The sequence below is a fragment of the Nocardioides taihuensis genome, from assembly GCF_042657275.1.
Taxonomy (GTDB): domain Bacteria; phylum Actinomycetota; class Actinomycetes; order Propionibacteriales; family Nocardioidaceae; genus Nocardioides; species Nocardioides taihuensis.
In genome coordinates this window covers 163944-189092 of the sequence record NZ_JBHSKD010000018.1, presented here as the reverse complement: position 1 = coordinate 189092, position 25149 = coordinate 163944, and the positions used below count along the sequence as shown (strand labels likewise).

Below are 25149 nucleotides of genomic sequence, written 5' to 3'. Positions count from 1 at the left end.
AGTTATTTACAGGTAATATTTCGCCTGCTTCACTGTTCGCATGTCTCCTCTCGTGCACGCCCGCCGCGGGCTGGCCGCCCTGACCGTCACCTCCGTCGTCGCGCTCCTCCTGGCGGCGGGTGGCCAGGCGCTCTCGTGGAGCGACTCCTCCTGGCCGCTCCCGGGCAGCACCGCCGGGCTGCGGGCGGTGCTGCTCTGCTACGTCTGCGTCCTGGGATGCCTGGTGGCCTGGTACGCCGCGACGAACCTCCGCGGTCAGCGCCGCCAGGGCCGTTTCGCGGTGCTGCTCGTGGCCGCGGTCGGTGGGCTCGCGGTCATGGTCACCGCGACGAGCCTGCTGACCGCGGCCGTGGGGTGGACGGTGAGCGGCCTCGCGCTCGCAGGCCTGGTGGCCCACCGGGACGACCCCGCAGCGCGCGGGGCCTCCGGGCTGGTGCTCCGGAGGCTGCTGCTCGGTGATCTCGCCGTGTGGGGCGCCGTCGTCGTCGACGCCGCCGGAGCCGGCACGCCGATGGTGGCGGTCCTGCTGGTCTCGGGGTGTGTCGTGCGGTCGGCCCTGGTGCCCGCGCACCGCTGGCTGCCCGAGACCGCCGAGGCGCCCTCGCCCGTGTCCGCTCTCCTGCACGCAGGCATCGTCAACGGCGGCGCGATGCTGTGCCTGCTGTGGTGGCCCGTGGTCAGCCAGGGCTTCGCGCTCGCGATCCTGGTGGCCACCGGGCTGGCCTCGGTCGCGGCCGGGATGCTGGCGATGCGGCTGCGGACCGACGTCAAGGGGCGGCTGGCCGCCTCGACGACGGCCCAGATGGGGCTCGTCGCCCTCCAGCTCGGCCTGGCCCTCCCTGCCGTCGCCCTGCTCCACGTCCTGGGGCACGGCTGCTGGAAGGCGTGGCTGTTCCTGCGCGCCGGTGGCGCGGCCGCGCGCGTGCGTCCGGTGAGGACGCGCGAGGCACGCCGGCCGGCGGCCGTGGCGCTCGTGCTCACGGCCGCCCTGGTGACCGCCGCCGCAGGCGTCGCGGTCGGTGCCTCGCTCGGAGTCCCCGTCACCCTGGCCTTCCCGGCCGTACTGGTCGCGGCGGTCGCCGCCGTCGGCGTCGGCGAGACCCTGCGTCTCGAGCGCACCGGCCCCGGGCGGCGTGCGGCCCTCGCCGGCGGCATGGTCGCGCTCGCGGTCGGGTACCTGTTCGCGGTCGGTCTCCTCGACCGCGAGCTGCACCCCTGGTTCGGTGGCGGGCCCGCGCCGGCCGGGATGCTGGTGGTCGGGTCGGCGGCCGTCACCGTGGTGGTCGTCGCGTGGCTCGCCTCCCGCGTCCACCCGCACAGCACCGGCGCGGTGGCCACCGTGGTGTCGGCCACGCTCCTGCCTCCCGGCGCACGTGCCCGGGGATCCGTGCGCCCGGCGCCCGTCCCTGCGGAGGGTGGGGGCCTCGGTGGACTGCCGGTCCGGCAGGCGGGGCTGGTGGCCGACCTCTCCGCCCTCGCCATCGGGCCCGCCTGGCCGTTGACCTCGCTCGTCGCCGGCAACCCGCTGGCGCCGCTGGAGAAGATGTCGGTCGAGGACGCCGCCGGGGTCGTGCGCCGGGTGCACGGACGCGACCCACGACCGCGGCTCGCGACGTTCCTGGACCTGCACGCCCGCGGGGTGATCACCGACGCCGACCTGCGCCGCGCGCTTGCGGAGCGGACGCCGGAGCGGGGCGGGGCCGACCCCCTGGCCGGCGTCGCACCCGAGGACCTCGTCACCGGGTCTCAGCGGCTGGCCACGCAGGACGTCGACGGCGCCCCGTTGCGGGTGCGGGCCTGCGACGCGGCCGGCCCGCTCGCGGCCCGGCGCCTCGACCTCCAGGCAGCGGCGTGGACGGCGCGGGCCTGGGCGACCACGCCGCGACCCGGGGGGCACGGCGCCGATCCCTGGACGCTCTGGCGAGCGAGCGCGGCACACCGTTCCCACGACCGCGCCTGGGGCGTGCGGGGCGCCAGCGCCCTGGCCCGCTCGCTCCCGGAGGATCCGGCACAGGCGCTCGCCGCGCTCTGGCCGAGGGTGCAGGAAATCTCGGGCGGCCGGGACTTCTACACCTACGCCGCCTCCCAGCTCGCGAGCGGGCGGGGTTGGGCTGCCCACGCCCGGTGGCGCGCCCGCGAGCACGGCGACCAGGCCCCGGTGCTGCAGCTGCTGGCCCTGCGGACGGCGCTCGACGTGGTCGTCGCGGAGGCGCACGGACCGGCCGCGGCGCCCCATGCCCCGGCCACGCCGGCCTCGGTGGACACCGCCTCGGCGCCGGACCTGGTCTCGGTCTGGCAGCGCGCGCTCGACCTGGGCGCCCGGCGCGGCCTCTTGCACGGCCTCGTCGGGTCGGCCGGGCTTCCGGCACGACCGTCGGACCCCGCCCCGGCACGGGTCCAGTCCGTGTGGTGCCTGGACGCCCGCTCGGAGCGGGTGCGACGCGCGGTCGAGGCCCGCCCCGGTCACGAGACCTTCGGCTACGCCGGCTTCTTCGGCGCCGCACTGCGGCACCGTGCTGCCGACGGGACCTCGGAGGACCTGTGCCCGGGCCTGCTCCGGCCGACCGTGGAGACGGCCGACGCTGTCGTGCCGCTGACCTGGCGGGCGGCCGTGCACACCCTCGTCAGCCGGATCGGTCAGCACCCGGCGGCCGCGTTCGGCTGGGCCGAGACCAGCGGGATCCCGGCACTGGCGGCGACGCTCGCCGCCACCGCGGCCCCCGCCCGCTGGCGACGGCTCAGCCGCCGCGTCGTCGGCTCACCGGCGCAGGTCCCCACCCCGGCGGCCCCGTTGCCGCTCCCGGTGGCGATCGAGGTCGCCGACCAGCTGGTGCGCACGACCGGGCTCGCCGGCCGCACGGCTCCCTGGGTCGTGCTGGTGGGCCACGCCTCGAGCACCGAGAACAACGCCTTCGCCTCGGCGTACGACTGCGGCGCCTGCGGGGGCCACTCCGGCGCCCGCAACGCCGCCCTCGTCGCTGCGGCTCTCAACGACCCGCTCGTCCGTCAGGCACTCGCGGAGCGGGACCTTGCGGTGGACGACACGACGACGTTCGTGGCCGCGCTCCACGACACCACCACCGACGACGTGACGCTCCTCGACCCCGCGGGCGTGACGGGCCCTCCGGCCCTGGTCGAGGTGCAGGCCGAGCTCCGCGAGGCCGGCCGGGCAGCGGCAGTCGAGCGCCGGGCGCTCCTGCCCGCAGGACGGTCGACCGTCGAGGACCGGGCAGCGGACTGGTCGGAGCCCATGCCGGAGTGGGGTCTCGCTGGCAACCTGGCGCTGGTCGTCGGTCCCCGCTCGCTGACCCGCAGCCTCGATCTCGGCGGCACGGCGTTCCTGCACTCCTACGACGCGGACCTCGACCCCGACCACGCGGCCCTCGAGCAGGTGCTCACCGGCCCGGCGCTGGTCACCCAGTGGATCAACGCGCAGTACTACGCCGCCGCGAGTGCCCCCGAGCTCCTCGGCGCCGGGGACAAGACCACCCACAACGTCGTCGGCGACGTCGGCGTGATCACCGGTGCGCACGGCGACCTGCGCAGCGGCCTGCCGTGGCAGGCCGTCGCGAGCACCGACCCGACGGGCGGCCCCGGTGACACCGGCGCCCTGCGACACCTGCCGGCGCGCCACCTCGTCGTGGTGGTGGCCGACCCCGGGGCGGTCGCGGAGATCGTGCTGCGGCACGTCGCCCTGCACCAGGCCGTCGGCAACGGCTGGCTGCAGCTGCTGGCGCTCCCGCCCGGGTCGACGCAGCTGCTCGAGCTCGACCGCCACCTCGAGTGGCGGCCGGCCGGCCCCGTCACCGCCCCCAGTCCCGCGCTCCAGGACCCGCCCGCCCATGTCTGAGACGAGCGCGACCGCCACCGCTCGGCCGTCGTCGCGACGAAGCACGACAAGACGCACGTGCTGGCCCGGGCACCGGGTGGGCACGGCGGGCTGGTGCTGCACACCGCGGCGGTGAACACCGACGCGTTCGGGACCTTCACCGGGGACGTCGCCCGCACCGCCGGACCGGACGCCGTCCCGGCCGACCCGGGTCGCTGCCCGGGTGCAACCCGTGACCCGAGGCGCTCCTCAGCCGCCGAACCAGCCGGACGGCGTGAGCTCGGAGTTCATGCGCGGCAGGTACTGGTCGAAGTAGACCCGCGCGATCAGCTCACGGCGGCTGCGGACACCCGCCTTGTCGAAGACCGACTTGAGGTGGTCCTGCACGGTGTACGCCGAGACGTGCAGCGTCGCGGCGATCTCCTTGGTGTCGACGCCCTGGAGCACGAGCTGGGTGACGTCGCGCTCGCGCTGGGTGAGGCCGAAGGCGGCGACGACCAGCGACACGATCTCCGGGGGCCGGGCCTCCTCGATGGTGAGCACCACGTCGCCGGCGCGCGCACCGGTGCCGCTCAGCACCGACGCGTGCAGCACCAGCCACGCGCCGCTCTGCGCGCGCACCCGGCTGCGCGGCAGCACGTCGGTCTCCCCGCGGGCGTACCGGCGGGCCGCGCCGACCAGGGCGGAGAGCGGGCTGAGCGGGTCACCGGTGGCGTCGGAGACCGCGAGCTCGGCGATCCGCTGCTCCGCACCGAGGCTGATCTGCACGACCTGGTCATCCGCCCCGACGATCACGACGGCCGGGCCGGTCGGTGCCGCCGCCGGTCGGGCGTCGGCCATCCGCGCGAGCAGGCCGGCCCGCACACCGAGGGCGAAGTCGCGTGAGAGGGAGGACAGCAGGTCGATCTCGGCGGTGTCGAACGGCGTGTCGTCGGGGCCGCGGAACAGCGCCATCGCACCCCACACGTCGCGGCCGTCGCGGAAGACCAGGCGGGCCTCGTCGCCGAACCCGAAGCGCGGCACCATGAAGCGGCTCATCCGGCCCGAGCGCTCGACGTCGCCGTGCGTCACGAGGTGGACGCCGGCTGCCGGGACCTCGGCGCGCGCCATCTCGGTGAAGGCGGTCGCCTCGACGTCGCCGTACTCGATGATCCCGAACTCGTGGTCGTGGCCGTCGCGGCCCCGGAGGTAGCCGAACTTCCGGGCGCTGGTGAGGATGAGCGTGCCCGGGTCGTGGGTGGCCATGCAGGCGCCGACCCAGGGCACCGCACGCTGCACCGACTCGACGGCCTCGGCGAGGAAGTCCTCGAGGTCGAGACCGGCGCGCGCGACGACCTCGACGTCGCGGCGGACCCGTTCGGCGGTCAGGGCAGGGGTGGCCACGCGACCAGTCTGGAAGAGACCCGGAAGTGCAGCCATCCCACATTTCTGGGTGGATCAGACCACCAGTCCAGACACCCGCGAACTCCCCACGGGCTCGGGATGGTGCCAGCGCGCTCCGCGCCGGAGGCTGGGGCCCGTGAGCACGAGCACCTCCTCCCCCCACGGCTCCCTCAACGGGGCCGTCGGGCCCCTGGACGAGGCCGGTCGCCTCCTCCACGAGGACGACCCGGCCGCGCAGCTGGCCCTCGCCGTCTGCCTCCTCGAGGAGCAGCTGGCACCGCACGGCCTCGCCGACCTGGCGGGCCTCCGGGTGCTGACCACCGACCGGGCGGCCCTCGCCGACGTGGTCGACGTGCTCACCGAGCGGCTGGACGCCACCGGCGCCCGGCCGGTCGTCGAGGTCGAGGAACGCCCCGGTCTCGGGGTGCCCGGCATGCTCCTCGCCCTCCAGCCCCTCCTCGGGACACCTGCACCCACCGATGCCCCCACCGGCACGCACACCCACGAAGGACGCTCCATGACCACCACCCCCACCCACTCCGCCGACGCCCTGCGCGGCCTGCCCGACGTCCACCTGCCGGGCGACCCCGGGTACGACGAGCTGCGCCTGCCCTGGAACCTCGCCGTCGACCAGCGACCGGCCGCCGTCGCCGTCCCCCGCAGCGTCGAGCAGGTCGTCGACGTCGTCCGCGCCGCTGGTGCGGCCGGCCTCCGGGTGGCCCCGCAGAGCACCGGGCACGGCGCCGGCCCCCTCGCCGGCGTCCCGATGGACGACGTCGTGCTGCTCCGCCTCTCCGAGCTCACGGGCGTCTCCGTCGACGCCGTCGACCGGACCGCGCGCGTCGTCGGCGGCACCCAGTGGCACGAGGTCGTCGCCGCGGCCGCGCCGTACGGCCTGACCGCGCTGCACGGCAGCGCCCCCGACGTGGCCGTGGCCGGCTACCTGCTGGGCGGCGGGCTCTCGTTCTATGCGAGGAAGCACGGCCTGGGCTCGGGCTCCCTCCGGGCGGTCGAGCTGGTCACCGCCGACGGCACCCTGCTGCGCGCCGACGCCCACGAGAACGCCGAGGTGTTCTGGGCGGTGCGCGGTGGCGGCGGCAGCTTCGGCGTGGCGACCGCGCTCGAGATGGACCTGCTCCCGGTCACCGACCTCGTCGGCGGGATGCTGCTGTGGGACCGCGAGCGCGCGCCGGAGGTCGTGCCGGCGTGGGCGGCCTGGACCCGCGACGTCCCGGACACCGTGACCACGTCGCTGCGCGTGATGAGCTTCCCGCCGCTGCCCGAGCTGCCGCCGTTCCTCAGCGGGCGGCACCTGGTGATCGTCGACGGCGCGGTTCTGGAGGACGACGACCGGGCCTCGGAGCTGCTCGCGCCCCTGCGCGCGCTGGCCCCGGAGATGGACACCTTCGCCCGGATGCCGGCCGCCGGCCTGACCGCCGTCCACATGGACCCGCCCGCGCCGGTCCCCGCGGTCAGCGAGCACACGGTCCTCTCCTCGCTCGACGACACGGCCGTGGACGCGTTCCTGGCGCAGGTGGGGCCCGGAACGGCCAGCGGGCTGATGTTCGCCGAGCTCCGCCAGCTCGGCGGTGCGCTGGCCACCCCGGCGCCCGGCGGCGGAGCCGTGGACCACCTGCCCGGGGCGTACGCCGTGTTCGCGATCGCGCCGGCACCCACGCCGGAGGCAGCGACCGCTGGCCTGGCCGCGGGCGAGCGGCTGGTCGACGCGCTGTCGCCGTGGGCGCAGGAGCGTCGGTTCCTCAACTTCACCGACAACGGCGGCCGGGCCGCGTCGGGCTTCGCCCCCGAGACGTGGGAGCGGCTGCGCGCCGTCCGCGACACCGTCGACCCCGGCCGCCTGTTCCTCGCCAACCACGAGGTGGGCTGAGCCGTCGCCCACCAGGGGCGGGCAGCGTCAGCCGGCGTCGACGAGGGTGGAGGAGACGACCACGACGTTCTCGCCGTACGTCGTGTTCGCCCAGTCCTGGAGCGTGCCGTCGTCGTACACGACGTCGACGAGCACCTGGCCGTCCTTGAGAGGCACGACGCCGGTGACGCCCGGCAGGCCCGACACGTCGTCGGCGATGTCGAGGATGTCGGTCTCGGAGTACTGCCGCAGCGGCGGCGGCGCGGCGTGGGTCGCGTCGTCGGTCGGCGCCTTCGAGGCCGGCACCGACTTCTCCGCGGTGAACGTCGAGCCGTCGTAGGTGCCGGTCACGACGTACTGGCCGACCTTGGTGCCGGCCGCCTTGCTGACGTCCTGCTGCTCCGACCAGTCCCAGCCCTCGATCGGGATGCTCGGCTGGCAGGTGTTCGAGGCCTTCGCGTCGCGGGCCGGACACATCACGGGCCCGTCGCCGACGTCGACGACGACCACCGGGCTGGCGGTGCGCACGGTGCCGTCGGGCACGGGCGCCTCGGTCGGCTTCACCGGGGCCGAGCTCGAGGAGGAGACGGCCGCCGGCTCGTCGCCGCCGTCGGAGCAGCCGGCGAGCACGGGTGCGAGCACCAAGGCGGCCGCCGCCAGCAGGGCAGCCGGGCGGGTGGGGGTCACGGGAGGCGGTCCACGAGGTCGGCCACCGAGGCGCGCGCGCCGGTGTAGAACGGCACCTCCTCGCGGACGTGGCGCCGGGCGCCGGAGCCGCGCAGGTGCCGCATCAGGTCGACGATGCGGTAGAGCTCGTCGGCCTCGAAGGCGAGGATCCACTCGTAGTCGCCGAGCGCGAAGCTGGCCACCGTGTTGGCGCGGACGTCCTTGTAGTCGCGCGCCATCTGGCCGTGCTCGGCGAGCAGCGCACGGCGCTCGTCGTCCGCGAGCAGGTACCACTCGTAGGAGCGGACGAACGGGTAGACGCAGACGTGCGCCTTGGGCTCCTCGTCGGAGAGGAAGGCCGGCACGTGGCTCTTGTTGAACTCCGCGGGCCGGTGCAGCGCGAGCTGCGACCAGACCGGCTCGAGGCGGCTGCCGAAGGCCGTGCGGCGGAGCCGGTGGTAGGCGTCCTGGAGCTGCTCGGAGGTCTCGGCGTGCCACCACACCATCACGTCGGCGTCGGCCCGGAGCCCGCTGACGTCGTAGAACCCGCGGACGACCACGTCGTCCTTGTCGAGCGCCTCGACGAGCTCCTCGACCTCGGTCGCCTCGGTGGTGCGGTCGGCCTCGCCGAGCGGTGTCGCGAGACGGAACACCGACCACATCGTGTAGCGGATGGTCGCGTTGATCTCGCGGGCCCTGGCTCCCTTGCTGGACATGCTGCCATTCTGCCTGTCGACCTGAGGCCCACCTGAGAGAGGTCTCCTAGTCTGTGCCCGTGGCCCGTCCTCTCCCTGCCTCCGAGCTGTCCGCCGAGCTGGCCGCGGTGCTCGACGACCTCGCCGCCGACGGCCGCGAGCCCGGCGGCGCGGTGTGCGTGGTGCGGGCGGCTGACGGTGCCGACGGGGCCGAGGAGGTCGTGGAGCACTGCGTCGGGACCACCGACGGCAGCTCCCCGTGGTCGCCCGACACGCTGGTGATGACCTACTCGGTGGCCAAGCCGTTCGCCGCCCTGGCCGTGCTGTCGGTCGTCGCCGAGGGGGCGCTCGGGCTCGACCAGCGGGTCGCCGAGGTGTGGCCGGCGTACGGCGTGCGCGGCAAGGAGGCCACCACGGTGCGCCACCTGCTGTCGCACCGGGCGGGGCTGCCGTGCTTCCCGGAGGCGGCCGCGGACCTGGCCTTCGACGACGAGGACGGGCTGACGGCGCTGCTCGCCGGCGCCGCGCCCGATCACGAGCCGGGGACGGCGGTCGCGGAGCACGCCCTCACGTACGGCCACCTGTGCGCGGCGCTGGTGCGCGCCGCGACCGGCGAGGACCTCGCCGACCGCTTCGCCGCGATCGCGGCGGCCCACGGCTGGGACGCGCACCTGCGGGTGCGGGAACCCGACCTCGGGCGGGTGGCGGACGTGGTGCCCGTGGCCGCGGACTGGCCGGCCGGCTACCTCGACGACCCACGGTGGGGCCCGGCGCTGTCGCGCCCACCCGGGCTGCTCGACCCGGCGGTGCTCAACTCGCGGCGCTGGCGGACGACGAGCTTCCCGGCGATCGGGATGCACGCCTCGGCCCGCGGGCTGGCCCGCTGCTACGCCGACCTGGTGCCGGACGGCGGGCCGGTGGCGCGGCTGCTCGGACCCGACCTGCACCGGGAGTACCTCGCCCCGCAGGCCACCGGCACCGACCGCGTGATCGGGCGCGAGGTGACCTGGACGCTCGGCCTCCAGCGCGACGACGACGACCTCGGCATGGGCGGCGCGGGCGGCTGCTCGGCCTGGTGGTCGCTGCGCAGCGGGTACGCCGCGGCGTACGTCACCCGCGGGCTGGGTTCCCACGAGCGCGGCGACGCCGTCTACGAGTTGCTGGAGGGCCGCGGCGGGAGCTGAGCGCCGGACCGCCCCGCGCTCACCCGCTCGACCGCGCGGCGGGCGGAGGCGATCACCGCCGGGATGCCGACGCCGTCGTACGCCGCACCGCAGACCGCGAGGCCCGGCACGGTGCCCACCTCGTGGCGCACGCGCTCGACGAGGTCGAGGTGGCCGACGGCGTACTGCGGCAGGCCGCCGCCCCAGCGCTGCACGTGGGTGTCGAGCGGGGTGGCGGTGAGCCCGACGGCGTCGGCCAGGTCGGCCAGAGACCAGGCGACGAGCTCCTCGTCGGAGGCCTGCAGCGATGCCTCCTCGCGGTGCCGGCCCAGCGAGGTGCGGAAGACCAGCACGTCGTCACCGCCCGACCGGCCCAGCTCGCGGACCCACGCCCACTTGGAGAAGGAGAACGTCGAGGCCTTGATCCGCCGGCCCTCGACCGGCGGCACCAGGAATCCGGAGAGCGGGGTGGCGGCGAGGTCGGGGGCGTCGGCCGCCCGCACCGCGAAGGTCACCACGGCGGAGGAGGCGTGCTCGATGCCGGCCAGTTCGGCGGAGGCCAGGGGGGCGACGTCGGTGAGCAGCCGCGAGGTGGGGGCCGCCGGGGTGGCCAGCACCACGGCGTCGGCGGTCAGCAGCTCCTCGCTCGGGGTCGGCCCGACCACGAGCTCGAAGCCGGCAGCCGTGCGGCGCAGGCCGCGCACGGTCGCGCCGGTGCGCACCTCGAACCGCCCCGAGGCGGCCAGCACGCCGGGGAGCCGGCCCATGCCACCGGCCAGCGAGGCGAAGACGGGGACGTCCGAGGTCGGTAACGCCGCGGCCCCGGCGACCAGCGAGCCGCGCTCGGCCATCGCGGCCAGCTGCGGCACGGTCGCCCGCACCGACAGCAGCCGCGCATGTCCGGCGTACACCCCGCCGAGCAGCGGCTCGACGAGCAGGTCGACGACCTCGTCCCCGAGGCGCGCCGCGACCAGGTCGCCGACCGACACGTCGCCGGTCAGCGGAGCCAGGTCGAGCCCGGGCTCGGCGCGCACCGCGGCCAGGCCCGCCTCGGAGACCAGGCCGGAGGCCTCGAGGGCGTCGACGTCGAGCGGCACCCCCATCAGCGTGCGGGGCATCGGCCGCAGCTCGCCCCGGCTCCAGACGGCCGTGGCCGTGCTGGCCGGGTGCACCACGTCGAGCCCGAGCTCGCGGGCGAGCGCCACTCCCTCGGGCCGGCGGTTGAGCACGGCCTCGGCGCCCACGTCGACGGTCAGGCCGGCGACCTCGCCGAGCCGGAGCTTCCCGCCGACCTGCGCCGACCCCTCCAGCAGCAGCACGTCGTGGGTCTCCCCCAGCAGGTACGCCGCGACGAGGCCGCCGATGCCACCGCCGACGACGACGGCGCGCGGCCGCGGGTCCGGGGTGCTCACGGCGCCCATCCTTGCCGACGACCCTGCGTCCGCCATGATGGGGCCTGTGCCAGAGCCAGCCGACGCCCGCCTCGCCGTCCTGATCGACGCCGACAACACCTCCGCCCGCCACGCCGACGCCCTCCTCGAGGAGCTCGCGCGGTACGGCGTGCCCACGGTCAAGCGGGCCTACGGCGACTGGACGACGCAGAACCTGGTGAAGTGGAAGGCCGAGCTCAACCGGCACGCGATCCAGCCGGTGCAGCAGTTCGCCTACACGACCGGGAAGAACAGCACCGACTCGGCGCTGATCATCGACGCGATGGACCTGCTCTACACCGGGCGGCTCGACGCGTTCGCGATCGTCTCCAGCGACAGCGACTTCACGCGGCTCGCGACGCGCCTGCGCGAGTCGGGGGTGACGGTCTACGGCCTCGGCCAGCGCAAGACACCGGAGTCGTTCCGCGCGGCCTGCGACACGTTCATCTACCTCGAGGTGATCGGCAGCGGCCCGGCCGAGTCCGACGACGACGCGGGCAGCGACGAGCCCGCCCCTCCGCCGCTGCCCGACCTGCGCCGCCTGCTCACCCGGGCGGTGAACCAGACGTCGGGCGACGACGGCTGGGCCTCGATGTCGACGGTCGGCAACTACCTGGCCAAGGTCAACGCCTCCTTCGACCCGCGCAACTACGGTTCGGCGAAGCTGAGCACCCTGGCCAAGGCGCAGGACTACCTCGAGGTCAAGGGCGGGACCGGGAGCGCCCCCATGCGGGTGCGGCTGAAGCCCGCCAAGCAGACGTCCCGCACGTCGGCCACCAAGAAGGCGGCGAAGAAGGCCGAGGCCCAGCGGTCCTGACCGGCGGGAACCGGCGACGGCCTCCCGCCGTCCCATGCGCATGACCAGCTCGCGCACCCGCCGCCTCAGCCTGTCGGCGCTCGTCCCCCTGATCCTCGGCGTCCTGCTGATGGCCGCCGCCTGCTCCGGGTCCTCGGACCAGGCGTCCAGCTCGGAGGACGCCGGCGCCGCGGACGCTCCCGCGGCCAGCGTGGAGGACAACGTGGCGGGTGGAGCGCCCGCACCCGCGTCGGGGCAGCGCGAGGCCGCTGCCGCCGGCAGCGACGACTTCTCCTCCGACGGCGACGCGACGTTGTCCGGCGGGGGCGAGGCCGCCCGGCCGCCGGTGCAGACGCGGGCGGTGATCTCCACCGGAACCGTGAGCTACGAGTCCGACGACGTCGACGAGACCCGCTTCGACGTCCAGCAGGTCGTCGACGGGCACCGCGGCGAGGTGACCGACGAGCAGTCCGACACCGACGACGACGGCGCGATGGTGCGGTCGCGGCTCGTGGTGCGGGTGCCGAGCGCGGAGTTCGGCGCGGCCATGGACGAGCTGGAGAAGGTCGCCGGCCTGCGCACCGCGAAGCGGTCGTCGGAGGACGTGACCACCCAGGTGATCGACACCGACGTGCGCGTGCGTGCCCAGGAGGAGAGCCTGCAGCGGGTCGAGGCGCTGCTGGCCCGGGCGCGGAGCATCCGGACGATCGTCGCGATCGAGTCCGAGCTGACCCGCCGCCAGGCCGAGCTCGACTCGCTGAAGTCGCAGCAGGCCTACCTCGCCGACCAGACCACGCTGTCGACGATCACGATCTTCCTCGAGCGGACCAAGCAGGAGCCGGTGGCGAAGAAGTCGGACGACGACAGCGGCTTCGTCGCCGGCCTCTCCCGCGGCTGGAACGCCTTCACCACCGCCGCCAGCGGCGCCGCGGAGGCCGTCGGCACCCTGCTGCCGTTCCTGGTGCTGCTCCTGCTGGTGGGCGTGCCGGTCTGGCTGGTCACCCGCAGCGTCCAGCGCCGGCACCGGGCCGCCGCGCAGACCCCGGCGCCTGCCCCGTAGGGGGTCAGTCGCGCGGGCGCCAGGCCTGGACGAACTCGGTGAGCCGCGCGAGCTGGTCGGGGTCGGTCGAGGGGATCACGCCGTGACCGAGGTTGAAGACGTGGCCCTTCGCCGCGCGCCCGGCCGCGAGCACCTCCGCGGCACGGGCGGTCATCACCTCGGTGGGCGCGAAGACCAGCGTCGGGTCGAGGTTGCCCTGCACCGCGCGGTCGCCGACCAGCGGGACGGCGTCGGCGAGCGGCATCCGCCAGTCGACACCGACGACGTCGGCGCCGGCCTCGCCCATCAGCCCCAGCAGGTTGCTCGTCCCGACACCGAAGTGGATCCGCGGGACGCCGAGCGCGCCCGCCCGCTCCAGCACCGCCGCGGAGTGGGGCATCACCGACGCGGCGTAGTCGGCCGGCGTGAGCGCGCCGGCCCACGAGTCGAAGAGCTGGACGGCGGAGGCACCCGCCGCGACCTGCACCTCGAGGTAGGTGGCGGCGATGCCCGCGATCTTGCGCATCAGCGCGTCCCAGACGTCGGGGGCGCCGAACATCATCGCCTTGGTGAGGGCGTGCTCCTTGGAGGGGCCGCCCTCGACGAGGTAGGAGGCGACCGTGAACGGCGCGCCGGCGAAGCCGATCAGCGGCGTGCTGCCGAGCTCACCGACCAGGCCGCGCACCGCCTCGGTGATGAACGGGACGTGCTCGGGGGTGAGGTCGGGGATCGCCGCGACGTCCTCGAGCGTGCGCACCGGGTCGGCGACCACCGGGCCGACCCCGGGCTTGATGTCGAGGTCGACGCCGACCGCCTTGAGGGGCAGCACGATGTCGGAGAAGAAGATGGCGGCGTCCACGCCGTACCGGCGGACCGGCTGCATCGTGATCTCCACCACCAGCTCGGGGTCCATGCACGACTCGAGCATCCCGACGCCCTCGCGGACCCGCAGGTACTCGGGCAGCGAGCGTCCGGCCTGGCGCATGAACCACACCGGGGTGTGGGAGGGCCGCTCCCCGCGGGCCGCGGCGAGGAACGCGCTGTCGCGGAGAGCACCCGCGGCCGGGGCGCCGCTCGAACCGCTGTCCATGGGCGAAGCGTCGCAGGTCGGTCGGCGTGTTCGCACATCGGCGGGAGCGGCGCGACCTACTGTGGGGGCATGGTGGTCCGTCAGGAGACGCACCCGGGGACGGGCGCGGACTCCCACCCTCCGGAGTTCCGCGAGGCCGTGGCGCGCCTGCACGCCGCCCGCCTGCGGCCCGAGGTGCTGTGCGAGGAGATGCCCGCCCCGCAACGGATCGCACCGCACGCCGCCGCCCTGTCCGCGGACGTCACCGTCGACGACACCGATGTCGGCACCGGGCGGATCATCCTGCTGCACGACCCCGCCGGGAACGACGCCTGGAACGGCACCTTCCGCATCGTCGGCTACGCCCGAGCGGAGATCGAGCTCGAGCTGATCACCGACCCGATGCTGGCCGCGGTGGCGTGGTCGTGGCTGGTCGAGGCCCTCGACGCGCACGGCGCGGCGTTCACCGCCGCGTCGGGCACCGTCACCCGGGTGGCCACCGAGAGCTTCGGCGGGATGGCCGACGAGGCCGGCACGGCGCAGATCGAGGTCAGGGCGTCATGGACCCCCGTCGTCGACGAGGACGCCGCCCTGGCCGTGCCCGACATCGCCGCGCACGTCGAGGCCTGGGGCGAGCTGCTGTGCACCGCCGCCGGCCTGCCGCCGGTGCCCGAAGGTGTGACCGCGATGCCGAGCCGACGCGGGCAGCGCGGCTCGGGGCGATGAGGCCGTGACCACCAGCGACGAGCCCACCACACCCGACCCCGCGGAGCCCGCCGACGCCGCCGAGGCCGAGGTCGAGGTCGAGACGCCCCCGAAGCCGCTGCTCGAGCTGCGCGACGGGCTGCCCGACGTCGTGGAGACGGCGGCCGGGCTGGCCGAGGTCTGCGCCGCCGTCGCGGCGGGCACGGGGCCCGTGGCGATCGACGCCGAGCGCGCCTCGGGCTACCGCTACTCCTCGCGCGCCTACCTGATCCAGCTGCGGCGCGAGGGCAGCGGCACCCACCTCGTCGACCCGATCGCGTTCGACTCCATGGCGCCGCTGCAGGAGGCCATCGGCGACGCCGAGTGGATCCTGCACGCCGCCACCCAGGACCTCCCCTGCCTCGCCGAGGTCGGGCTGACCCCCGCGCGGCTCTTCGACACCGAGCTCGCCGGGCGGCTGCTCGGCTATCCCCGGGTCGGGCTCGCCACGCTCGTCGAGACCCTGCTCGGCGCCCGCCTGGCCAAGGAGCACTCCGCCGTCGACTGGTCCACCCGGCCGCTGCCCAAGCCGTGGCTCGAGTACGCCGCGCTCGACGTGGAGGTGCTGGTCGAGCTGCGCGCGTGCCTCGCGGCCGAGCTCGAGGCCGCCGGCAAGGCCGAGTGGGCTGCGCAGGAGTTCGACGCCATGCGGAGCTTCCGCCCGTCCCCGCGCGTCGACGCGTGGCGCCGTACGTCGGGACTGCACAAGGTGCGCGGCCGCCGGGCCCTCGGCGCCGTGCGCGAGCTGTGGGAGACCCGCGACGAGATCGCCGAGCGCCGCGACGTGACCCCCGGACGGATCCTGCCCGACTCGGCGATCATCACCGCCGCCACGGTGCTGTCCGGCGACCGGGCCAACGACCGGCCCCTCGACAAGGCGACCCTGCTCGGCACCCGCGGCTTCCACGGCCGCGGCGCCGAGCGCTACGCGAGCCGCTGGGTGGCGGCGCTGACCCGGGTCGCCGAGATGCCCGAGCGCGACCTGCCCACCCGCTCCCCACGCACCGACGGACCGCCGGTGGCCCGGGCCTGGGCGGAGAAGGATCCCGTCGCGGCCCGGCGCCTCACGCTGGCCCGGGCAGCGGTGTCCGCGCTGTCCGAGCGCGTCGGCGTGCCGGCCGAGAACCTGCTCACCCCCGACTCCCTGCGCCGGGTGCTCTGGGCTCCCCCGCGCACCCGCGAGCCGGAGGCTCTCGGGGCCGGGGTGGCCGAGCTGCTGACCGGGCTGGGCGCGCGGCCGTGGCAGGTCGAGCTGGTCGGCCCCCTGCTCGTGGCGGCGGTGCTGGAGGCCGACGCGCTGACCGTCGCCGACGCCCGGACCGAGGCCGTGGCCGACGTCGAGGACCTGGCCGAGGATCCCGACGACGACGCACCCGAGGCCCCGTAGCCCGGTCGTCGTGCTGGCTAGCCGGTCGTCGCGGCGCTGGTCGGGCCGTCGCCCGAGGTGCTGCCGGGCGAGCCGGACTCCGACCCCGACTCCGACGGCTCGACGCTCTCGGGGTCGAGCACGGTGCGACTCTTCTCGTCGATCGCCTGCAGCCGCTCGGCGAGGTCGTCGAGCACGGGCACGTCGATCAGCGCCTGCAGGTCGCCGGCCACGAGCCGCTCGAGCTGTGCCCAGGTGGAGATCAGGGGCGGGAAGTCGATCGCGCGCACGGCGCTGTTGAAGACCCCGCTGTGCTCGGGCTGGCGGCCGGGCTGCAGGAAGTCGTCGGAGAGCGCGACCTCGAGGTTGGCCGGGACGATGTAGCCCTCGAGGGCGACCCGCTGCACCGACGGGGTCGAGAGCATGTGCACCATCAGGTCAGCGGCGGCGGGAGTACTGGCGGCGTCCGCGGACAGGCAGAGCCCGACCACGTCGCCGACCGTGGCCGAGGTGTCGAGCACGGGCATGGCGATCGTGTCGAACTGCAGGCCGTGCACGAGCCGCAGCTCGGGCACCCAGTCGCGGTAGCCGGGGATCATCGCCAGCTTGCCGCGCTCGAACCACTCCAGGGCCGGGCGCCGCTGGAGCTGCTCGGGGGTGAGCGTGAGCTGGGGGTTGCGCAGCAGCTCGAGCCACCTCTCCAGCGACTCGCTGCTGTCCGCGAGGGTGAGGGAGGTGGGGTCGGCGTCGTCGTCGAAGAGCTGGCCGCCGCCGGAGTAGACCATGGGCGACAGGTCGCGCAGCGTCGGGTCGACGTAGAGGCCCTTGGTGCCCCGCGCCGGTCGGCTGGCGAACTCGGCGGCGGCGGCGAACACGTCGAACCCCCACGACAGGGGCGGGTCGGAGCTCGGCACCGGCAGCCCGCGCTTCTCCATCTTCGCGAAGTCGACGAGGTCGGTGTTGTAGTACATGACCATCGGCGAGATCGCGTAGGGCATGCACTGCAGCGAGTTGTCGACGCTGAAGGCCTGCAGGCCGTCGCGGGAGTAGCCGTCGCCGAAGTCCACCCCGCGTTCGTCGAGGAGCTGGTCGACCGGCTGGGTGACGCCCTGCTCGAGCAGCCAGGCGAGGTCGTCGCGCGAGGCCAGGAAGACGTCGGGCACCGCCCCGCCCTGCCGGAGCCGCGCCATCAGGGCGGCCTCGGTGGGGTAGCTCTCGATCGACACCTCCGCGTCGTCGGAGAGCGAGTCGAAGGTCTCGATCACGGAGGTGTACGCCGCGATCTCGTCCTCGGTGCCGGTGACCGCCACGGTCAGCTTGGCCTCCGAGGAGGCCGACGGCTGCGGGTCGGGGGACGGCGGCGGGTCGTCGGAGCCGGCCTCGCACGCGGTGGTCACCCCGAGCACCACCAGCGTCGCCAACGCCGCGGCGACAGCCCGCCGACGTCTCACTGCCCGCACTCCCCGCACCGGTCCCGGTCTCCTCACGCTCGACGCCGGCGCCACCCTATCGGGGGCGACCCACCGCGAGCCGCCGCGTCACAGACGGTGGAACTCGCGTGCGCGCTGGATCACAGCGTCGAACACCGGCCGGGGCAGCGCCGCGCCCTCGCGGCGGACGGCGGCGGGGTCGAGCTCGAGCAACCGGTCGAGCCGCACCTCGCTGGGACGTCGCTCGCGGTCCCAGGCGCCGGCGCCGACGTCCATCCAGTGCCGGCCCCACCGCGCCTCGTCGGCGGCATCGCGGTCGTGGTCCTGGCTGCTGAGCATCAGCCCGAGCAGCCGGTCGCCACGCTCGGCGAGCAGGAGCACCGGGCGGTCCTTGCCCTGGCTGGCGTCCTCCTCGTAGGGCACCCACGCCCACACCACCTCGCCCGGGTCCGGACGACCGTCGGCGCGCGGGCGGTAGTCGACGCCCCCCGTCGCCGGGTGGTCCTCGGCCGCACCAGCGGCACGCCGGCGACGGGGCCGCAGGCCGGCGAGGGTCCGGCGGAGGTAGCGCATGGCGCGAGGCTAGCGGCTCGAACCGGACGCCGGCCCGGGGTGAGCCGGGGGGAGAGAAGGTGTGTGCCGGACCGGGAGCGCCTCACGGCGCGTGGCCGCTCGTAGCGGCTTATGTTGGGACCCGGGGCTGCCGCGGCCCGGCACACCCGGGCGATTCTACGGGACGGCAGGGCAGACCCAAGGCCGAAACCCACAGGAACGCCGCGCCCGTTCCGACGGGCTCGCCGGGTCAGGCGAGGTGGCCGCCGAGCTCGAGGTGGCCGGCGGCCTCGAGCTGCTCGGCGAGCGCCAGCATCCGGGCGACCTCGGCCTCGGTGGGCGAGGGCAGCGAGGCGCGGCCGGTGGCGACGACGCGCGCGAACGCGGCGGCGCGGAACAGCACGTCGGCGAAGTCCCCGGTGGCGATGCCGGCGAGCACCTGGTCGACCATCGCCCGGAGCTCGTCAGGGCCCGGCGGGTCGGCGACGCCCGCCACCACGCGGGCCACCTGGGCCCCGGCGCGGCCGGCCTCGAACTGGCGCGCCACGCCGACGGGGTCGGCGTACACCCAGGAGCGCAGCAGGTAGAGGCGCCACAGGCAGCCGGCCAGCGAGTCGGCGGGCGAGCCCGACCACACCTCGGCGATGGTCTCGATGCCCTCGGACTCCGCGAGGTGCACCAGCCGGTCGGCCACCTGGGCATCGCCGCTGTCGCGGGCGCCGCGCACCAGCAGGGTGGCGGCGCGGTCGGCGGCCTCGCTGACCAGGGCGGGGTCGTTCTCGGCCAGGACGGCCTCGAAGAAGGAGGCGCCCGGGGTCATCGGCCGGTGGTGCGGCCGGGGAGCGTCGCTGGTCACCCGGTCAGGCTACGTGCCGGTCGGCCGGGAAGCGGGGAGCCGGGATCACGTGGCCTCGGCGAGGACCTTGCGCAGCCGCTGGTCGCTGACGGGGTACGCCGTGCCGAGCTGCTGGGCGAACAGCGAGACCCGGTACTCCTCGAGCATCCAGCGCAGCCGCCGCAGCGCGGCGCCCGGCGGGCGGCCGGCAGGCAGCGCGTCGACGGCGTGCAGGTAGGCCTCCTGCAGGTCGGCGACCTGGGCCATCAGCTGCCGGTCACGGGCCACCGCCGCGCCGCCCTCGTCGAGACGGGCACGCCGCTGCACGACCGCCCGCAGGTGCACCGGGATCCGCCTCAGCACGGTCGGCCCGGCCTCGGCCACGAAGCCCCGGTGCACGAGCCGGTCGACCTGCGCCTTCATGTCGGTCAGCGCCGGCAGGGTGGCGAGCTCGGCGCGTCCGGCCAGGGCGCGCTCGGCCGTGCGCCAGTCGGCGAGCACCGCGAGCACGTCGCCGAGCACGGTGCGCACCTGCGCCGCGTGGTCGGTCCGCACGGCGGCGACCAGCGCGTCGAACGCCTCCGGGTCGCGCACCGGTGGCCGGGCGTCGACGGCGGCGAGGGCCACGGCGCGGCGGCAGTCGGCGATGAGGTCGCCCACCGAGGCGTACGGCGAGCCGGCGAGGCCGAGCTTCTCGGCGTTGGTGAGGGAGTCGAGCACGGCGCGCGTCGGGTCGTCCCCGGTCCGGTCGAGCGCCAGCAGCAGCAGCCGGGCCACGCCGAGGCGGTGCCGCGCCTCGGCCTCGTCGGTCGTGCCGGTCACCACCAGGCCGACGGTCTCGCCCTCGTCGTCGAGCGCCGGGTGGCCGCGCACCTCGGTGCCGGCGCGGGTGCGCACGAACGACTCCTCGAGCCGGCCGAAGGCCCACGTGGTCTCCCCCGTGCGCGACAGGCCGCTGTCGGCGGCCACGTCGGCCATGGCCTGCTCGAAGCGCGGCCGCAGCGGCGCCTTGAGGGCCTCGAGGTCCTTGCCCCGGGCCTGCTCCCGGCCGGCGTCGTCGACCACGCGGTAGGTGGGGCGCAGGTGCTCAGGGACCTTCGACCAGTCCCAGGCCTCGCGCGGCACCACGACGCCGGTGGTCGAGCGCAGGTAGCGCTCCAGCGCGTCGAGCAGCGGCTCCTCCCCCGGCGGGACGGCGGCCAGGAACTCGCGGGCCTTGTTGGGTGCGGGGACGAAGCTGACCCGGAGGTTCTTGGGCAGGCTGCGGATCAGGCTGGTCACCAGCTCCTCGCGCAGGCCGGGCACGTTCCAGGAGAAGTCGTCGGCCTCGACCCGGTTGAGCGTGGCGACCGGCACCTCGATGGTGAGGCCGTCGTCGGCCGAGCCCGGCTCGAAGTGGTAGCTGATCGGGAAGGTCAGCCCCTCGCCCGGACCGGTGTCGCCGGACTGCCACGCGGTCGGGTAGTCGGCCTCGCGGATCTCGCCGGCCGCGGCGTTGGTGAGCATCTCCGGGTCGAAGGTGAGCAGGTCGGGCGTGCGGTGGCGCTGCTGCTTCCACCACTGGTCGAAGTGCGCGCCGCTGACCACGTCGGCGCCGACGCGCGCGTCGTAGAAGTCGAAGAGCGCGTGCTCGTCGACCACGATGTCGCGGCGCCGGGCGCGGTGCTCGAGCTCCTCGGCCTCCTCGAGCAGCCGGCGGTTGGTCTCGAGGAACCGGTGCCGGCTGCGCCACTCGCCGTACACCAGCGCGTGCCGGATGAAGAGCTCGCGGGCCAGCGGCGGGTCGATCCGGCCGAACTGCACCAGGCGGTCCGCGACCAGCGGGACGCCGTACAGGGTGACCCGCTCGTGGGCCATCACCGCGGCCCGCTTGAGCGACCAGTGCGGCTCCGAGTAGGTGCGCTTCACCAGGTGGGCCCCGACCTCCTCGGCCCACTCGGGCCTGATCGCGGCGTTCTGCCGCGCCCAGAGCCGACTGGTCTCGACGAGCTCGCCGGCCATGAGGAACGGCGGGTTCTTCCGGTGCAGGCCGCTGCCGGGGAAGATCGCGAACCGGGCGCCGCGGGCGCCGAGGTACTCGCGCTGGCCGCGCCGCTCGCCGGGAGCGCTCTTGCCCCGCTCCTCCAGCATCCCGACGTGGGAGAGCAGCCCGGCCAGCAGGCTCTGGTGGATGCCGTCGGCGTCCGGGACGTCGGCGGGCCGGCCGACCTCGACGTGCATCTCCTTGCACACCTGGCGCAGCTGCGACTCGAAGTCCTGCCACTCCCGGACCCGGAGGTAGTTGAGGAACTCCGCGCGGCACATCCGGCGGAAGGCGCTGCCGCTGAGCTCGCGCTGCTGCTCGCGCAGGTAGCGCCACAGGTTGAGCCAGGTCAGGAAGTCGCTGCCCTCGGCCCGGAAGCGCGCGTGCTTCTGGTCGGCCTGCGGCTTCTGCTCGGCCGGCCGCTCGCGCGGGTCCTGCAACGACAGCGCGGCCGCGATCACGATCACCTCGCGCACGCAGCCGCGCCGCTCGGCCTCGAGCACCATCCGCGCCAGCCGCGGGTCGATCGGCAGCCGGGCCAGGCGACGCCCGGTGGCGGTCAGGCGGCCGTCGTGGCCGAGGGCGCCGAGCTCCTCGAGAAGCTGGTGGCCGGCCTGCACGTTGCGGCGGTCGGGCGGCTCGACGAAGGGGAACCGGGCGAGGTCGCCGAGGCCCAGCGAGGCCATCTGGAGGATCACGCTGGCGAGGTTGGTGCGCAGGATCTCCGGGTCGGTGAACTCCGGGCGGCTGAGGTAGTCCTCCTCGGAGTAGAGCCGGATCGCCACGCCCGCGGCGACGCGGCCGCAGCGGCCCGAGCGCTGGTTGGCCGAGGCCTGGCTGACCGGCTCGATCGGCAGCCGCTGCACCTTGGTGCGCACCGAGTAGCGCGAGATGCGCGCGACGCCGGTGTCCACGACGTACCGGATGCCCGGGACGGTCAGCGAGGTCTCGGCGACGTTGGTGGCCAGCACGACGCGGCGCCCGCCGTGGGGGGAGAAGACCCGGTGCTGCTCGGCGGCCGAGAGCCGCGAGTAGAGCGGCAGCACCTCGAGGTCGACCGACCTCCGCCCGCCGCCGTGCGCCCGGTCGAGGCCGTACGCCGACTCGAGCGCCTCGGCGGTGTCGCGGATCTCGCGCTCGCCCGGCAGGAAGACCAGGATGTCGCCCGACCCCTCGGCCGAGAGCTCCTTGACCGCCTCGACGATCGCCTCGGTCTGGTCGCGGACGACCGCCTCGCCCTCCTCGTCCTCCTCGGGCAGGTCGATCAGCGGCCGGTAGCGCACCTCGACCGGGTAGGTGCGTCCGGACACCTCGATGATCGGCGCGGGGCGGCCGCGGCGGTCGGCGAAGTGGCGGGCGAAGCGCTCGGGGTCGATGGTCGCCGAGGTGATGACCAGCTTGAGGTCGGGCCGGCGCGGCAGCAGCCGCTTGAGGTAGCCGAGCAGGAAGTCGATGTTGAGGCTCCGCTCGTGGGCCTCGTCGATGATGATCGTGTCGTACTTGCGCAGCTGGCGGTCGCGCTGGAGCTCGGCGAGCAGGATGCCATCGGTCATCAGCTTGAGCCGGCTCGACCGGGAGGTGCGGGCGGTGAAGCGGACCTGGTAGCCGACGAGGTCGCCGAGCTCGGTGCCGAGCTCGCTGGCGATCCGCTCGGCCACCGAGCGGGCGGCGATCCGCCGGGGCTGGGTGTGCCCGATCAGGCCCCCGGTGCCGTCGCGACGCGTGCCGCGGCCGAGCTCGAGGCAGATCTTGGGGAGCTGCGTGGTCTTCCCCGACCCGGTCTCGCCGGCCACGATGACCACCTGGTGGTCGCGGATCGCGGCCGCGATGTCGTCGCGGCGCTGGGTGACCGGCAGCTCGGGCGGGTAGGTGATGCGCAGCCCGTCGGGGCTGTGCCCGTCGGGGCTGGGGGGCGCAGGGGACTCGGACACGACGCGGGCCATTGTGCCGGAGCGGCCCACGGCGCGTCGTTCCGGTTTTCCCGTGCCGCGCACAGAGCGTCCACAGGAAACCCACAGCAAACCCGTCCAGACTGGTGGTCATGACGTTGACGCGCGCCGACGGGACGCCGCCCCGCGTCCTGGTGGTGGACGACGAGGAGAACCTCGCCGAGCTGATCACCATGGCGCTGCGCTACGAGGGCTGGGAGGTCCAGGCGGCGCACACGGGGTCCAAGGCGGTCTCGACCGCGCGGGACTTCCGCCCCGACGCCGTGGTGCTCGACGTGATGCTGCCCGACTTCGACGGGCTCGAGGTGATGCGCCGCCTGCGCAGCACCGACCCCGACGTCCCGGTGCTGTTCCTGACCGCGCGCGACGCCGTGGAGGACCGGATCGCCGGGCTCACGGCCGGTGGCGACGACTACGTGACCAAGCCGTTCTCCCTCGAGGAGGTCGTCGCCCGCCTGCGCGGGCTGCTGCGCCGGGCCGGCGCGCGCCAGGCCCAGGCGTCCAACGTGCTGGTGGTGGGCGACCTCGAGCTCGACGAGGACAGCCACGAGGTGCGGCGCGCGGGCGAGGAGATCACGCTGACCGCGACCGAGTTCGAGCTGCTGCGCTTCCTGATGCGCAACCCGCGGCGGGTGCTGAGCAAGGCGCAGATCCTCGACCGGGTCTGGCACTACGACTTCGGCGGCCAGGCCAACGTGGTCGAGCTCTACATCTCCTACCTGCGCAAGAAGGTCGACGCCGGGCGCGAGCCGATGATCCACACCATGCGCGGCGCCGGCTACGTGCTCAAGCCCGCCACCGACGCGCCGGCGGACGGGGACCGGTGACCTGGCCCCGCTCCCTCACCGCGCGCCTCGTGGTCACCGCGGTGGCGCTGGTCGCGCTCGTGTCGGTGCTGATCGGGGCCTTCGCGGCGCTGGCCACGCGGTCCTACCTGATGGGCCAGCTCGACGACGACGTGCGAGCCGCGCTGATGCGGGCGGAGAACTCCCCACCGGTCACCGGGCAGCCCGTGCCGCTCCCCGACCCCGACGGCGACGACGAGAGCGGGGAGCACGGGGAGCCCGACGACGTGCGCGGGCAGGGCGTCGGCACCGTGACGGCCTACCTCTACAACGACGGCACGGGCTCCGGCAACGTGCTCGCCGGCGACCGGGGCGGCCGGGTCCAGACCCCCGCACTCACGCAGGACGAGATCGCCCGGCTGCAGGACGTGCCCGTCGACGGCCGGGCGCACACCGTCACCCTCGGGGGGTACGGCGAGTTCCGCGTGCTGCGCTCGACCCGGACCGTGGTCGCGGTCGGCCTGCCCACCTCGGACACGCACGAGGTGCTCGAGCAGCTGCTGCTCTGGGAGCTCCTGCTCACCCTGCTCGGCGTCGTGATCGCCGCGGTCGCCGGGACCGTCGTCGTACGACGCCAGCTGCGGCCGCTGCGCGAGGTGGCGACGACGGCCCACGAGGTGGCCACGCTCCCGCTCGGCTCCGGCGAGGTCGACCTGGCCCCCCGGGTGCCCGAGCGGCTGACCGACGAGCGCACCGAGGTCGGTCAGGTGGGCGCGGCGCTCAACACGATGCTGGCGCACGTGGAGACCTCGCTGGACGCGCGGCACCGCAGCGAGCAGCAGGTCCGGCAGTTCGTCGCCGACGCCTCGCACGAGCTGCGCACGCCGCTCGCCACGATCGCGGGCTACACCGAGCTGGCCCGGCGCCGCCCCGACGACGCCGCGGCCGCCGAGACCGCCCTGGCGAAGGTCGACGAGGAGTCGGCGCGGATGACCCGCCTGGTGGAGGACCTGCTGCTGCTGGCCCGCCTCGACGCGGCCCAGCCGCTGCACCGCGAGCCGGTCGACCTGACGCGCCTGCTGCTCGAGGCGGTCTCGGACGCGCGGGTCGTCTCCCCCGACCACCAGTGGCGGCTCGAGCTGCCCGACGAGGCGGTCGAGGTGACCGGCGACCGGGTGCGGCTGCACCAGGTGGTGAGCAACCTCCTGGCCAACGCCCGGCGGCACACGCCCGCGGGCACCACGGTGACGGTGCGGGCGCTGCCCGACGGCTTCGCGGTGCACGACGACGGCCCGGGGTTCCCGCCCGACCTGCTCGACGGCGACCACCTGCGGGCCTTCGAGCGGTTCAGCCGCGGCAGCGCCTCCCGCACCCGCGGCACCGCGGGTGCGCTGGCCCCGGGTACCACCGGCACCGGCCTGGGCCTCTCGCTGGTCGAGGCGATCGTCTCCGCCCACGGCGGCAGGGTCGAGCTGACCAGCGCGCCCGGCGACACCACGGTCGCGGTGCACCTGCCCCGCTGACCCGA

Annotated in this window: 18 protein-coding genes; 9 read left to right on the top strand and 9 right to left on the bottom strand. The window is 75.2% G+C overall.

Features of this window, described 5'->3' with window-relative positions; translation table 11 throughout:
* Positions 1–40: 40 nt before the first annotated feature.
* Positions 41–3850, top strand: a complete 3810-nt coding sequence (locus ACFPGP_RS14785) for a putative inorganic carbon transporter subunit DabA (RefSeq protein WP_378591411.1) — start codon at positions 41–43, stop codon at positions 3848–3850.
* Between the two features lie 228 nt (positions 3851–4078).
* On the opposite strand, the gene ACFPGP_RS14780 is transcribed toward ACFPGP_RS14785, so the two are convergent.
* Positions 4079–5212: a helix-turn-helix transcriptional regulator gene (locus ACFPGP_RS14780; protein WP_378591409.1), complete on the bottom strand. Its 1134-nt coding sequence runs from the start codon at positions 5210–5212 to the stop codon at positions 4079–4081.
* Positions 5213–5348: 136 nt separating this feature from the next.
* On the opposite strand from ACFPGP_RS14780, the gene ACFPGP_RS14775 reads away from it, so the two are divergent.
* Positions 5349–7100: an FAD-binding oxidoreductase gene (locus tag ACFPGP_RS14775; protein ID WP_378591408.1), complete on the top strand. Its 1752-nt coding sequence runs from the start codon at positions 5349–5351 to the stop codon at positions 7098–7100.
* 27 nt (positions 7101–7127) lie between these two features.
* Here the strand turns inward: ACFPGP_RS14775 and ACFPGP_RS14770 are convergent, their stop codons facing one another.
* On the bottom strand, positions 7128–7766 hold the full coding sequence (locus ACFPGP_RS14770; RefSeq protein ID WP_378591406.1) for a hypothetical protein: 639 nt from the start codon (positions 7764–7766) through the stop codon (positions 7128–7130).
* Positions 7763–8461 carry a hydrogen peroxide-dependent heme synthase gene (gene hemQ / locus ACFPGP_RS14765; protein WP_378591405.1) on the bottom strand — a complete coding sequence of 233 codons (699 nt, stop codon included), beginning with the start codon at positions 8459–8461 and terminating at the stop codon, positions 7763–7765. The genes ACFPGP_RS14770 and hemQ overlap by 4 nt, the downstream gene beginning before the upstream one ends.
* 59 nt (positions 8462–8520) lie before the next feature.
* Here hemQ and ACFPGP_RS14760 point away from each other — a divergent pair, with 59 nt between their 5' ends.
* Positions 8521–9624: a serine hydrolase domain-containing protein gene (locus ACFPGP_RS14760; RefSeq protein WP_378591404.1), complete on the top strand. Its 1104-nt coding sequence runs from the start codon at positions 8521–8523 to the stop codon at positions 9622–9624.
* On the opposite strand, the gene hemG is transcribed toward ACFPGP_RS14760, so the two are convergent.
* The gene (hemG, locus tag ACFPGP_RS14755; RefSeq protein ID WP_378591402.1) at positions 9591–11015 is read right to left on the bottom strand and encodes a protoporphyrinogen oxidase; all 1425 of its coding nucleotides are present in this window, start codon (positions 11013–11015) and stop codon (positions 9591–9593) included. The two genes, ACFPGP_RS14760 and hemG, sit on opposite strands and share 34 nt — an antisense overlap.
* A gap of 46 nt (positions 11016–11061) precedes the next feature.
* Here hemG and ACFPGP_RS14750 point away from each other — a divergent pair, with 46 nt between their 5' ends.
* Complete coding sequence (locus ACFPGP_RS14750; protein WP_378591400.1) at positions 11062–11850, top strand: NYN domain-containing protein; 789 nt, start codon at positions 11062–11064, stop codon at positions 11848–11850.
* Positions 11851–11890: 40 nt separating this feature from the next.
* The gene (locus tag ACFPGP_RS14745; RefSeq protein ID WP_378591399.1) at positions 11891–12889 is read left to right on the top strand and encodes a DUF4349 domain-containing protein; all 999 of its coding nucleotides are present in this window, start codon (positions 11891–11893) and stop codon (positions 12887–12889) included.
* Between the two features lie 4 nt (positions 12890–12893).
* On the opposite strand, the gene hemE is transcribed toward ACFPGP_RS14745, so the two are convergent.
* A complete protein-coding gene (hemE, locus tag ACFPGP_RS14740; RefSeq protein WP_378591398.1) occupies positions 12894–13958 on the bottom strand; it encodes a uroporphyrinogen decarboxylase in 1065 nt (354 codons plus the stop codon).
* 69 nt (positions 13959–14027) lie between these two features.
* On the opposite strand from hemE, the gene ACFPGP_RS14735 reads away from it, so the two are divergent.
* Both ACFPGP_RS14735 and ACFPGP_RS14730 read left to right on the top strand, forming a co-directional pair.
* Complete coding sequence (locus ACFPGP_RS14735) at positions 14028–14663, top strand: DUF3000 domain-containing protein (RefSeq protein WP_378591396.1); 636 nt, start codon at positions 14028–14030, stop codon at positions 14661–14663.
* A gap of 4 nt (positions 14664–14667) precedes the next feature.
* Positions 14668–16068, top strand: coding sequence for an HRDC domain-containing protein (locus tag ACFPGP_RS14730; RefSeq protein WP_378591395.1), 1401 nt, complete (start codon positions 14668–14670; stop codon positions 16066–16068).
* Between the two features lie 17 nt (positions 16069–16085).
* Here ACFPGP_RS14730 and ACFPGP_RS14725 read toward each other — a convergent pair whose 3' ends face one another.
* From ACFPGP_RS14725 to hrpA, 4 genes are all read right to left on the bottom strand, one after another.
* Positions 16086–17498 carry an ABC transporter substrate-binding protein gene (locus ACFPGP_RS14725; RefSeq protein ID WP_378591393.1) on the bottom strand — a complete coding sequence of 471 codons (1413 nt, stop codon included), beginning with the start codon at positions 17496–17498 and terminating at the stop codon, positions 16086–16088.
* 87 nt (positions 17499–17585) lie between these two features.
* A complete protein-coding gene (locus tag ACFPGP_RS14720) occupies positions 17586–18050 on the bottom strand; it encodes a type II toxin-antitoxin system PemK/MazF family toxin (RefSeq protein WP_378591391.1) in 465 nt (154 codons plus the stop codon).
* A gap of 229 nt (positions 18051–18279) precedes the next feature.
* Positions 18280–18885, bottom strand: coding sequence for a hypothetical protein (locus ACFPGP_RS14715; RefSeq protein WP_378591390.1), 606 nt, complete (start codon positions 18883–18885; stop codon positions 18280–18282).
* A 45-nt stretch (positions 18886–18930) separates the two neighbouring features.
* On the bottom strand, positions 18931–22830 hold the full coding sequence (gene hrpA / locus ACFPGP_RS14710; RefSeq protein ID WP_378591528.1) for an ATP-dependent RNA helicase HrpA: 3900 nt from the start codon (positions 22828–22830) through the stop codon (positions 18931–18933).
* Positions 22831–22928: 98 nt separating this feature from the next.
* Between hrpA and ACFPGP_RS14705 the strand changes: the two genes are divergently transcribed.
* Both ACFPGP_RS14705 and ACFPGP_RS14700 read left to right on the top strand, forming a co-directional pair.
* Entirely contained in the window at positions 22929–23663 is a 735-nt protein-coding gene (locus ACFPGP_RS14705; protein ID WP_378591388.1) for a response regulator transcription factor, read from the top strand.
* A complete protein-coding gene (locus tag ACFPGP_RS14700; RefSeq protein WP_378591387.1) occupies positions 23660–25144 on the top strand; it encodes a sensor histidine kinase in 1485 nt (494 codons plus the stop codon). The genes ACFPGP_RS14705 and ACFPGP_RS14700 overlap by 4 nt, the downstream gene beginning before the upstream one ends.
* The last annotated feature ends 5 nt before the right edge of the window (positions 25145–25149 follow it).

Bases quoted from the DNA above. Each gene is read 5' to 3' on its own strand.
- ACFPGP_RS14785 (WP_378591411.1), top strand. From the start codon at position 41: ATGTCTCCTCTCGTGCACGCCCGCCGCGGGCTGGCCGCCCTGACCGTC.
- hemQ (WP_378591405.1), bottom strand. From the start codon at position 8,461: ATGTCCAGCAAGGGAGCCAGGGCCCGCGAGATCAACGCGACCATCCGC.
- ACFPGP_RS14745 (WP_378591399.1), top strand. From the start codon at position 11,891: ATGACCAGCTCGCGCACCCGCCGCCTCAGCCTGTCGGCGCTCGTCCCC.
- hemE (WP_378591398.1), bottom strand. From the start codon at position 13,958: ATGGACAGCGGTTCGAGCGGCGCCCCGGCCGCGGGTGCTCTCCGCGAC.
- ACFPGP_RS14735 (WP_378591396.1), top strand. From the start codon at position 14,028: ATGGTGGTCCGTCAGGAGACGCACCCGGGGACGGGCGCGGACTCCCAC.
- ACFPGP_RS14720 (WP_378591391.1), bottom strand. From the start codon at position 18,050: ATGCGCTACCTCCGCCGGACCCTCGCCGGCCTGCGGCCCCGTCGCCGG.
- hrpA (WP_378591528.1), bottom strand. From the start codon at position 22,830: ATGGCCCGCGTCGTGTCCGAGTCCCCTGCGCCCCCCAGCCCCGACGGG.
- ACFPGP_RS14705 (WP_378591388.1), top strand. From the start codon at position 22,929: ATGACGTTGACGCGCGCCGACGGGACGCCGCCCCGCGTCCTGGTGGTG.